Raw genomic sequence first — 10,368 nt, 5'->3', positions numbered from 1 at the left:
GGCGGCCTTGGACTTCTCGATGGCCTGCAGAATGGTCATGCCTTCTTCCACTTGCAACTCCACACCCGACTGCGCCAACACCACGGTAAAGGCACTGCCGGTGACCGGGGTGGCGGCGAACTGTTCCCAATGCACGCGCTGTTCGGCGATGCCGGCTTGGGCTGCGCAGGCGATGACCGCATCGATCAGCGGTTTGGGGCCGCAGACGTACAGGTGCGCTTGCGCGTCCAGCCCCGCGCACAAGGCGGCCAGGTCAAGCTTGCGGTCGAGGCTGTCGATGTAGAATTGCGTGTTGGCAGCGTGCGGGCCGTTGGCCAACTGGTCCTGGAACGCACCGTGCTCTGGCGCACGGAAGGCATAGTGCAGCTCGTAGTCGGTGCTGCCGCCTTCCAGCTCGTGCAATTGCGCCAGGAACGGGGTGATGCCGATGCCGCCGGCAATCAGCACGTGACGGCCAGCCGAAGGGTCGAGGGCGAACAAGTTGTTGGGCGAGGAGATGGTCAGGCGAGTGCCGACCTCCACCTGCTGGTGCATGAACGCCGAGCCGCCTTTGGACTGCTCCTCCAGGCGCACGCCGATCTGGTAGCTGCGGGTGTCGCGCGGGTCGCTCATCAGCGAGTAGGCGTTGCTGAACTGGCTGCCGTCGGCGCCTTGCATCTGCACGATGACATGGCTGCCGCCGGTGAAGGCGGGCATCGCCGCGCCGTCTTCGCGGGCCAGGGTAAAGCGCTTGATCAGCGGCGTGGCTTGTTCCACGTCGGTTACGCGGACGCTGAACATTTCATAAGTGTTGGCCATGGTTCACCTCGACTGCCTGGGCGCGCGGCAGGCCCTGCCGCGCACCTTTACGTGCAAAAAAACGTGGAGCGGTTGCCATCAATCGTCGAGGTGGGCCACGGCGATCAGGTTGTGGAAGTGGGCAATGCCGTGCTCGCTCATACCGCTGCGTTCGCGGTCGGCCATGATGCGGCCCTGGCCACGGTAGCCTCGCGACTTGAGGCCCTTCTGCACGCTTTCGACCAGGCGCAGGTCTTCTGGGCGGAACACTTCGCGGTACCAGTCGATCAGCTTCTGCTGTTCCTCGGTGATGTCCTTGTTGAGGAAGTAGATGTCGTAGTGTTGCAGGGTGGTTTCGGCATCGACCGGGAACTCGTAGATCACGGTCATGAAGTTGGCCCCTGGCGGCACGTTGAACATGGTGCACGGCCAGGCCCAGAAGCCGGCGAACGACGGGTCCTTCACGTTTTCGTCGAACTTGAACGACTGTTCCGAAGGCTTGGCCAGGCCATATTGCAGGGTCCAGTTACCGTGCATGGTGTGGCTGTACTGGCCGACGTCGACCGAGTCGGAGAAGCCTGGGTGCGCCGGGGCGCAGTGGTAGCACTCGAGGTAGTTGTCGACGATCGACTTCCAGTTGGCAGGGGTGTCGCTGACGAAGCGTGCTGCCAGGTGCAGGTCGTCGATCACCGCGCAGGCTTCGCGCATGCGCGTTTGCAGGCCTGGCAACTGGTCTTCGACAGAGCCTGCGTCCATGTCCATGTTGATGAAGATGAAGCCGGCATATTCCTCTACGCGCAGCTGCACCAGGGTGGAGTTCTCTTTGTCGAAGTTCACCACGTTGTCGCAGTTGCGGGCGTGGGCCAGTTCGCCGTCGAGCTTGAAGGTCCAGGCGTGGTATGGGCAGGTGATGACGTTCTTGGCTTTGCCGCTGCCGCTGAGCAACTGGTGGCCACGGTGCGGGCAGACGTTGTAGAACGCACGCAGCACGCTGTCACGGCCGCGCACGACGATGATGCTTTCGCCAATTACTTCGCGGGTGATGTAGGCATTGTTGTCTGCCACTTCGCTGCGGTGGCCCACGCAGATCCAGCTGCGGGCGAAGATGGCTTCTTTCTCGTGTTCGAACACTGCGGCCTTGGTGTAGAAATTGGCCGGGATGGTGAAGGCCTCGTCGGCGTTTGCGCAGAAATCGGCGGGCAGGCGTTTGAAGTCGTTCATGACAGGTTTCTCACAAGCTCGGTTTTTAGTTGTTGGTTAACGCGTATCTGTTGGTTAACAGATCAGGCAAAAAAATTTGCAACCCTTCAAAGGGGCCGCAGTGCGGCCCCTTTGATTTCATCAATGCACGGCAGCAGCGCTGCGCGGTGCATGCTCGGCAGGTTGTTCACCGGCCATCCGTGCAGCCTCTTCTTCGATGATGTGGGCCGGTACCTGGCCGTAGTCAGCGACCATCCACTTGAGGAAGCCGTAGATCTTCACCAGCAGAATCACCATGAACGGGATTGCGGTCAGCACCACGGCAGTCTTCATGGTCGACAGCGAAGCCTTGGCGAACAGCATGGCCAACGGCACCAGGGTCAATACCACACACCAGAACAGGCGGTGGGTCGGCGTCGGGTCGTCACCTTCACGCAGGTTGCGAGTGCTGGTGGCTGCCACCGCGTAGGCTGCGGCATCCATGTGCGAAGCGCAGAAGATGGCCATGATGAACAGGTACACGCCAAGGAACACTTGGCCCCACGGCAACGCCAGCAGCAGGTGGGTTACAGCCGATTCACCACCTTGCTCGGCCAGCATCTTCGGTACGTCCACCGCGCCGGTGATGAACTGGTGCATGCTGTAGCTTTCCAGTGCGCCGAAGAAGAACCAGCAACCGAAGCTGCCGCCCAGCAGCAGGGCCAGGACCACTTCCTTGATCTGCCGGCCGCGCGAAACGCGGGTGACGAACATGGCTACGCCCGGGGCGTACGACACCCACCACAGCCAGTAGAACACCGTCCAGTTGCGGGTGAAGGCACCGTCGCCGGCCGGGTCGGTGAACAGGCTCATGTGCACGTAGTTCTGGATCATCAGGCCAATCGAGTTGGCGGTGTTGTTGAGGGTGAACTGGGTTGGGCCGACCAGCAGGACGACAGCGGCAAACACCAGCGCGCCGATGCACACCATCTTGCTCAGGCGCTGCAGGCCGCCATCGATGCCGATGTAGGAGCTGAGCGAGAACATCACCGCCACGCCGCCGATCACCATCAATTGCACGGTGAAGGTATCCGGGGTGCCGGTCAGGTCATGCAGGCCGCGCGTCAGGGTAGAGGCAGTGAGGGCCAGCGATACGGTCAGGGCGCCCATCATGGTCAGCAGGAAGATCAGGTCGACAGTACGGCCTACTGGCCCGGTGGCCTTGAAACCCGTCACCGCTTCGATAATCGAAGCCAGGTTCAGGCCGCTCTTCTTGCGGACATGGAAGTGGTAGGCCATGGCCAGCGAAGCCAAGGCGTAGATCGACCAGGCGCTTATGCCCCAGTGGAAGAACGAGTAGCCCACGCTGTACTCCAGCGCCTTGGGGGTGGCGGCGGCGATGTTCAGGCCTGGGGTCTGATAGTAGTAGGCCCATTCCATCACGCCCCAGTACAGGGTCGAGGACCCCATGCCGGCACAGATGAACATGAACACCCAGGTGGCGGTGGCGTATTCAGGCTTGCCACTGCCCAGGCGGATGTTGCCGTATTTGCTGAAAGCCAGGTACAGCACCGCCAGGGTACTGGCGAACACCAGCACCTGCACGCTGGTACCGAAGGTGCGGGTGGACAGCTCGAACAACTGGTTGGCGGCGCTTTCAGCCTGGGCGGGGAAGGCTGCAAGGCCGATCACGGTGAGCAGCACGGCAATCAGGCTCACGGTAATCAGGAACACATCAATCTTTTTATTCTTGTGCGACATCATCGTCTCCTGGGACGTTGGCGTACTTGTCATACCCGGCAGGCATCCGGGGTGTAGCGGTACAACTCCTTCCGTGGTTGTTAACCTTTAGTTTACTAATATCTAATGGTTAACAGATTCTGCATACAATCTGCGCCGCTAGCAAGAGGCAAGGGGCCGATTGTCAGACACTTCTGACAATCGGCCCCTGTGCGTCAGGCTTCGACCAGCGCGGTGATGGCCTGGCCAACTTGCTGGGTGGACTGCTGCCCACCCATGTCGCGGGTGACATCACCGGCGGCGATGACCTGCTCGATGGCCTTGAGGATGTCGTCGTGGGCGGCGCGGTAGCGTGGGTCGGCGCCGTCGTTGCCAAGGAAGTCGAGCATCAGCGCACCCGACCAGATCATCGCGATCGGGTTGGCGATGTTCTTGCCGTAGATGTCCGGTGCCGAGCCGTGCACGGGTTCGAACAGCGACGGGAACTTGCGTTCGGGGTTGAGGTTGGCCGATGGCGCGATGCCGATGGTGCCGGCGCAGGCCGGGCCGAGGTCGGAGAGGATGTCGCCGAACAGGTTCGAAGCCACCACCACGTCAAAGCGGTCCGGCTGCAGCACGAAGCGCGCGCAGAGGATATCGATATGCTGTTTGTCCCAGCTGATTTCCGGATAATTGGCAGCCATCGCAGCGGTGCGCTCGTCCCAGTACGGCATGCTCACGGCCATGCCGTTGGACTTGGTGGCCGAGGTGAGGTGCTTGCGCTCGCGGGTCTGGGCCACGTCGAAGGCGTACTTGAGAATGCGGTCGACGCCGCGACGGGTGAACACCGATTCCTGCAGCACGAACTCGTTTTCGGTGCCTTCGAACATGCGCCCACCCAGCGACGAATATTCGCCCTCGGTATTCTCGCGGATGACCACGAAGTCGATGTCACCTGGTTCACGACCTGCCAGCGGGCAAGGCACGCCAGGGAACAGGCGCACTGGGCGGATGTTCACGTATTGGTCGAAGTCGCGACGGAACTTGAGCAGCGAACCCCACAGCGAGATGTGGTCCGGCACCTTGTCTGGCCAGCCCACAGCACCGAAGTACAGGGCATCGAAGCCCTTGAGCTGTTCGAACCAGTCGTCCGGCATCATCTTGCCGTGGGCCAGGTAATAGTCGCAGCTGGCCCACTCGAAGAACTCGAAGCTGATGTCCAGGCCATGCTTGCGCGCAGCGGCCTCGACTACACGAATGCCTTCAGGCAGTACTTCGTTGCCGATGCCATCGCCGGGGATTGCCGCAATTCTGAAAGTCTTGCTCATGGGGTGCACTCGTTATCCAGGGAACAGGTGCTGGTTATGCTATAAGGGCTTCATCCGGAGATAATCTGGCCAATCATGGATTCTTGGAACACGATACGTGAATAATCTGCCCAGCCTCGACGACCTCAATATCTTCCTTCAGGTGGCCAAGCGCGCCAGCTTTGCCGCCGTCGCGGACGAGCTGGGCATGTCGGCGGCGTACATCAGCAAGCGCATCCGCATGCTTGAGCAAACCCTGGAAGTACGCCTGCTGCACCGTACCACCCGGCGGGTGACGGTGAGCGAGGAGGGTGAGCGGGTGTATCAGTGGGCGCTGCAGATATTCGATGCGGTGCAGCGCATGGGCGATGACATCAGTGCCCAGCACCGTGAGCCGGCCGGGCAATTGCGCATTGCCAGCAGCCTTGGCCTGGGCCGCCGCTTCGTGGCGCCGGCCTTGTCGGAGCTGGCCGAGCGTTACCCGCGCCTGGACATTCGCCTGGACGTGCACGACCGGCTGGTGGACCTGATTGCCGAAGGCGTCGACCTGGACATCCGCGTGGGCAACGCCATTGCGCCCAACCTGATCGCCAAGCCGCTGGCGCGTAACCGCCGGGTACTGTGCGCGGCGCCGGCTTACCTGGCCCGGCGCGGTACGCCCAAGGTGCTGGGCGAACTGGCCAGCCATGACTGCCTGGTGATCAAGGAACGTGATCACCCGTTTGGCGTGTGGCAGTTGATGGGGCCGGACGGTGAGGAAGGCGTGCGGGTAACCGGCGGCTTGTCGACCAACCATGGCGAAGTGGCGCACCAGTGGTGCCTGGACGGGCGCGGGATCTTGCTGCGCTCGTGGTGGGATGTGCACGACAGCCTGCAGGATGGGCGCCTGGTCCAGGTGCTGGAGGACTATCACCAGCCAGCGGATATCTGGGCGGTGTACACCTCACCATTGGCCAGTTCGGCCAAGGTGCGGGTGGCGGTGGACTTTTTCCGGCAGTACTTTGCCGAGCGGTATAGCTTGCCAGAGTAGACACTGGCCCTGACGCGCGCTTTGTATAGGAGCGGCCTTCAGGGTACGGGTACACGCGAAACCGCTTTCACTTCGCGCAACGCCAGGCTGGACTGGATCGAGGCAATCCCCGGCTGCCGGCGCAACACCTCTTCCACAAACCGCCCATAGCTCTCCAGGTCGGTCGCCAGCACGGTCAGCACATAGTCAGCCTCACCGGTTACCTTGTGGCAGGACAGCACCTGCGGCAGCTTCAGAATCACCTGCTCGAACTCGTCCGGCGCATTGGCCGAGTGGTTGCCAAAGCGCACCTGGGCAAATGCCATCACGTCGTACCCCAATTTCCTGCGGTCGAGGTTGGCCTGGTAATCCTTGATGATGCCCAGCTCTTCCAGCTTTTTGCGCCGACGCCAGCAGGGTGTCACGGTCATCGACAGGCGTTCGCCCAGTGCCGCGCTCGAAAGGGTGCCGTCCGCCTGCAACAGGCGCAGCAGCTCGCGATCGGTCTCGTCCAATTCTTCGATAGCAAAAGCTTTGCTCATGGCTTGATGGTCCTGTGAATACTTTGCTAAAGAATCCGGTTTGGCTGAGCATAAAGCAAAGCATTTCCAGCGGTCTCTCGCGAAAATTGGTTACCCGGTAACTCCCTTGAAAAAGGACATTCGCGTGCTGACAGTCTTTAGCAACAACCACCGCTTGCACCATGGCTCGGAACTCAAGGACGGCACGATAACGCCATCGTTTGAAAACCCCCAGCGTGCCGACACCGTGCTGGCCCGGGTGCTCGGCACCGGCCTGGGCGATGTCATCGCCGAGCAGGCGTTCGACCGTGCCTGCTACGTGGCAGCGCACAGCGAACGCTATGTGAGCTTCCTGGAAAACGCCTGGCAGGAATGGGCCGCCACCGGCAAGACCCACGACGCGCTGCCGCTGGTGTGGCCGGTGCGTGACCTGGCCATCGACCGTGAGCCCGGCTTCATCGACGGCAAGCTTGGTTTCTACGCCATGGACGCCGGCGCGCCGATCACCGCTGGCACCTGGGAGGCGGTACGCAGCAGCGCCAACGTTGCCCTGACCGGCATGCAGCGCATCATCGACGGTGCCGACAGTGCCTTCGCCCTGTGCCGCCCGCCTGGGCACCATGCGGCGCGTGAATACATGGGCGGCTATTGCTACCTGAACAACGCTGCCATCGCCGCCGAGCGCTGCCTGAGCCAGGGCGCCAAGCGTGTGGCCGTGCTGGACGTGGACTTCCACCACGGCAACGGCACGCAGAACATCTTCTACGATCGCCCCGATGTGCTGTTTGCCTCCCTGCATGGTGACCCTCACGTGTCCTACCCGTACTTTTCCGGCTACGCCCATGAGCGGGGTGTGGGGGCAGGCGAAGGCTTCAACGTCAACTACCCGCTGGGCAAAGGCACGCGCTGGGCGCAGTACCAGCTGGCCCTGCAGGACGCGCTCAAGCGCATCGTTGCGCATCGGCCCGAATACCTGGTGGTGTCGCTTGGCGTCGACACCTTCGAGGACGACCCGATCAGCCATTTCAAACTCACCAGTGAAGACTTCCTGCGCATGGGCGCCGAGATCGCCAGTGCTGGCATCCCGACCCTGTTCGTGATGGAAGGCGGCTACATGGTCGATGAGATCGGCATCAACGCGGTGAACACCCTGCAAGGCTTCGAAAGCGCGCGGTAAGCCCCGCGACAAGCCGTGGCTACGCTGGCCACGGCACAGCACGACTAGCCAGACCAACAATAACAAGAGGTCGCCCATGCAAGACATGTCCGCAAGCCTTGAGCAAAGCAAACCGGCAGAGCCCGCCCGTGACGGGCACCTGCAACGCACGCTGGAAAACCGCCACATCCAGCTGATTTCCATCGGAGGCGCCATCGGCACCGGCCTGTTCATGGGCTCGGGCAAGGTGATCGCGCTGTCCGGCACCTCGATCCTTCTGGTCTACGCCATCCTCGGGTTCTTCGTCTTCTTCGTGATGCGCGCCATGGGCGAGCTGCTGTTGTCCGACCTGCGCTTCAAGTCGTTCGCCGACATCGTTGCCCATTACCTGGGCCCGCGCGCCGGCTTTGTGCTGAGCTGGTCGTACTGGCTGAGCTGGAGCGTGGCGGTGGTCGGCGACGTGGTCGTGGTGGCGGGGTTCTTTCAGTATTGGTACCCCGATGCACCGGCCTGGCTACCCGCGTTCTTCACCCTGTTCGTGCTGCTGGGGTTGAACCTGCTGGCGGTGCGCATATTCGGCGAGGTGGAGTTCTGGTTCGGTATCATCAAGATCGTCGCCATCGTGCTGTTGATCATCACGGCGGCGGTGATGATCGCTACCTCTTATACCTCGCCCAATGGTGTGGTCGCCTCGCTGTCCAACGTGGTCGCGCCGGGTGCGGTGCTGCCCCATGGCATCAGCGGTTTCTTTGCCGGGTTCCAGATTGCCGTGTTTTCTTTCGCCGGTACCGAACTGATCGGCACCACCGCCGCCGAGGCCAAGAACCCGCATCGCTCGCTGCCCAAGGCGATCAACACCATCCCGCTGCGCATCCTGCTGTTCTACATCCTGGCGCTGGTGTGCATCATCAGCGTGGTGTCGTGGGCCGAAGTGCCGGCCAACCGCAGCCCCTTCGTCGAACTGTTCCTGCTGGCGGGTTTTCCGGCGGCGGCGGGCATGATCAATTTCGTGGTGCTGACGTCAGCTGCGTCATCGGCCAACAGTGGGGTGTACTCGGGTTGCCGGATGTTGTTCGGCCTGGCCGAGCGGCGTAACGCACCGGCCCTGTTCGCCAGGCTTTCGGCACTGAGCGTGCCGGTGTACAGCCTGGTGTTTTCCGGGGTGTGCATGTTGATCGGGTTGAGCTTGCTGTTCATCATTCCCGAGGTGATGACCGTGTTCACGCTGATCTCGACGGTGTCGGCGATTTTGGTGATCTTCACCTGGTCGATGATCCTTGCTGCGTACCTGGCTTATCGCAGACGCAACCCAGCTGCGCACGACGCCTCGCTGTTCAAGTTGCCGGGCGGGGTGCCGATGGCAGTCACGACCTTGGGCTTTCTCGGCTTTGTGCTGGTGCTGCTGGCGCTGCAGCCGGATACCCGGTTGGCGCTATGCGTGATGCCGTTGTGGTTCGTGTTTTTGCTGGTGGCTTACCATCGTCGCCGTGAGCACAATTAATGAGCCGACAGTGGCGTGACCGTCCAGTGGTTGATTTAGAGAAGTTTCCTACAGGTTTTTAGGAAGCCCACTGAGCCTCCGGCAAGCGATTCCTCGTTAGGGTTCAGGGACCATCAGGGTCCCTTTCTACGCGAGGTCGCTTATGCCCCTTAGCCAACGTATCGCCATTGCGGTAGCCGAAGCCGGGCTGCCGCACGACCAGTGCATGTCCTGCGAGCGGCAAGGCCTGCCGATTCTGCCACTGCGCCGCGCCTTAGTGCCGGATGCACGTCCTGGTTGTGTCACCACTGTTGCCGGCAGCCTACATGTTTCGACGAAAATGGGCCTGCGCACCTTGCGCATGGGCTACCTGTACGTGCTGCTGGACCAACAGGTCTGGCATGCCTACGAAGTCAGCGAGCAGGGCCACCTGCGCCGCTTCAACCCCTATGAACCTTCCGACGGCCTGCCCGCACCACTCCCCGAAAAGTGCGTGAATGAAAACCACGACATTCCCTCATCTTTCCTGAACATCGATACCGACCGCTATGGCAGCGCCTGGCTGGCCTTTTCGAGCGACCCTTGGCCGGTGAGCGTGCTGAATGCCTACAAACGCGGCACGGCACCTGCGCATCGCTTTGAGGGTTTGGACCTGACTCAGGCGCGCAACAACCCCGAATTGCTGGGCTTCGCCATGACGCCTGACAACCTGCAAATCGACAAGGAGGTGTTCGAGTACGCGCAGCACGGGTGTTCGCCGTTCGACAGTGCGCATGGCTTTCACACCCGCTGGCTGCGCCGGTTTGCACTGAAGGGGTACCTGGTCAACGCGATGAACCGGCACAAGCTGGAGAGCGGTGTGCTGGCGGTGGTGCTCGACGACACCGTTGGCTTGATTCAGGAGTACAACCATCAACGACTGAACTGGGTGGTGAAGCGTCAAGTCTGGCGCGAAGAGCCCATGCGGGCGTATCAACTGCAGACTTCACAAATTCTGCAGAACATTCGCGCGACGCACCGGCAGTGGGCGGCACAGAAAATACCGTCGTTGGAGCCAATGACCGGCGACGGGCCTCCGGTGTTCGTGGATCCGGCAGTAGAGCGTCAGCGCCTGGTCGAGCGTGCGCAGCTGGAAAGTGACGAGCGGCTTGAAGAGCGCTACCACGAACCGCAACGGGCGGCGTTCCAGGCCGAGTACGACCAGCAGGAAGCCGAGTTCC

General features: G+C 61.8%; 9 protein-coding genes. 4 read left to right on the top strand and 5 right to left on the bottom strand.

What is annotated here, in order from left to right; translation table 11 throughout:
- The 4 genes from APH42_RS27400 to APH42_RS27385 all read right to left on the bottom strand — a co-directional run.
- Positions 1-798: ferredoxin reductase (locus APH42_RS27400; RefSeq protein WP_060494641.1), on the bottom strand; the 798-nt coding region annotated here is incomplete at its 3' end.
- Positions 799-876: 78 nt separating this feature from the next.
- Positions 877-1,998: an aromatic ring-hydroxylating dioxygenase subunit alpha gene (locus APH42_RS27395; protein WP_012271844.1), complete on the bottom strand. Its 1,122-nt coding sequence runs from the start codon at positions 1,996-1,998 to the stop codon at positions 877-879.
- A gap of 120 nt (positions 1,999-2,118) precedes the next feature.
- A complete protein-coding gene (locus APH42_RS27390) occupies positions 2,119-3,717 on the bottom strand; it encodes a BCCT family transporter (RefSeq protein ID WP_012271845.1) in 1,599 nt (532 codons plus the stop codon).
- 194 nt (positions 3,718-3,911) lie between these two features.
- Positions 3,912-5,003, bottom strand: a complete 1,092-nt coding sequence (locus tag APH42_RS27385) for a tartrate dehydrogenase (RefSeq protein WP_060494640.1) — start codon at positions 5,001-5,003, stop codon at positions 3,912-3,914.
- A gap of 97 nt (positions 5,004-5,100) precedes the next feature.
- On the opposite strand from APH42_RS27385, the gene APH42_RS27380 reads away from it, so the two are divergent.
- Positions 5,101-6,012, top strand: a complete 912-nt coding sequence (locus APH42_RS27380; protein WP_012271847.1) for a LysR substrate-binding domain-containing protein — start codon at positions 5,101-5,103, stop codon at positions 6,010-6,012.
- 38 nt (positions 6,013-6,050) lie between these two features.
- Here the strand turns inward: APH42_RS27380 and APH42_RS27375 are convergent, their stop codons facing one another.
- Positions 6,051-6,533, bottom strand: coding sequence for an Lrp/AsnC family transcriptional regulator (locus tag APH42_RS27375; RefSeq protein ID WP_060494639.1), 483 nt, complete (start codon positions 6,531-6,533; stop codon positions 6,051-6,053).
- A gap of 124 nt (positions 6,534-6,657) precedes the next feature.
- Between APH42_RS27375 and APH42_RS27370 the strand changes: the two genes are divergently transcribed.
- From APH42_RS27370 to APH42_RS27360, 3 genes are all read left to right on the top strand, one after another.
- Positions 6,658-7,689 (top strand): histone deacetylase family protein, encoded by a 1,032-nt coding sequence (locus tag APH42_RS27370; RefSeq protein ID WP_060494638.1) that lies wholly within the window; start codon positions 6,658-6,660, stop codon positions 7,687-7,689.
- A 76-nt stretch (positions 7,690-7,765) separates the two neighbouring features.
- Positions 7,766-9,169: an amino acid permease gene (locus APH42_RS27365; RefSeq protein ID WP_060494637.1), complete on the top strand. Its 1,404-nt coding sequence runs from the start codon at positions 7,766-7,768 to the stop codon at positions 9,167-9,169.
- Positions 9,170-9,311: 142 nt separating this feature from the next.
- Positions 9,312-10,368: T6SS effector BTH_I2691 family protein (locus APH42_RS27360; protein WP_305728949.1), on the top strand; the 1,057-nt coding region annotated here is incomplete at its 3' end.

Origin of the sequence: Pseudomonas sp. NBRC 111140, from assembly GCF_001320885.1 — a bacterium.
GTDB classification, from domain to species: Bacteria; Pseudomonadota; Gammaproteobacteria; order Pseudomonadales; family Pseudomonadaceae; genus Aquipseudomonas; species Aquipseudomonas putida_P.
The sequence above is the reverse complement of the archived record's forward strand: the minus strand, read 5'-3'. Positions and strand labels throughout refer to the sequence as shown.

Excerpts from the sequence above, each read along its gene's own strand:
- APH42_RS27395 (WP_012271844.1), bottom strand. The coding sequence starts at position 1,998 with ATGAACGACTTCAAACGCCTGCCCGCCGATTTCTGCGCAAACGCCGAC.
- APH42_RS27390 (WP_012271845.1), bottom strand. The coding sequence starts at position 3,717 with ATGTCGCACAAGAATAAAAAGATTGATGTGTTCCTGATTACCGTGAGC.
- APH42_RS27385 (WP_060494640.1), bottom strand. The coding sequence starts at position 5,003 with ATGAGCAAGACTTTCAGAATTGCGGCAATCCCCGGCGATGGCATCGGC.
- APH42_RS27375 (WP_060494639.1), bottom strand. The coding sequence starts at position 6,533 with ATGAGCAAAGCTTTTGCTATCGAAGAATTGGACGAGACCGATCGCGAG.
- APH42_RS27365 (WP_060494637.1), top strand. The coding sequence starts at position 7,766 with ATGCAAGACATGTCCGCAAGCCTTGAGCAAAGCAAACCGGCAGAGCCC.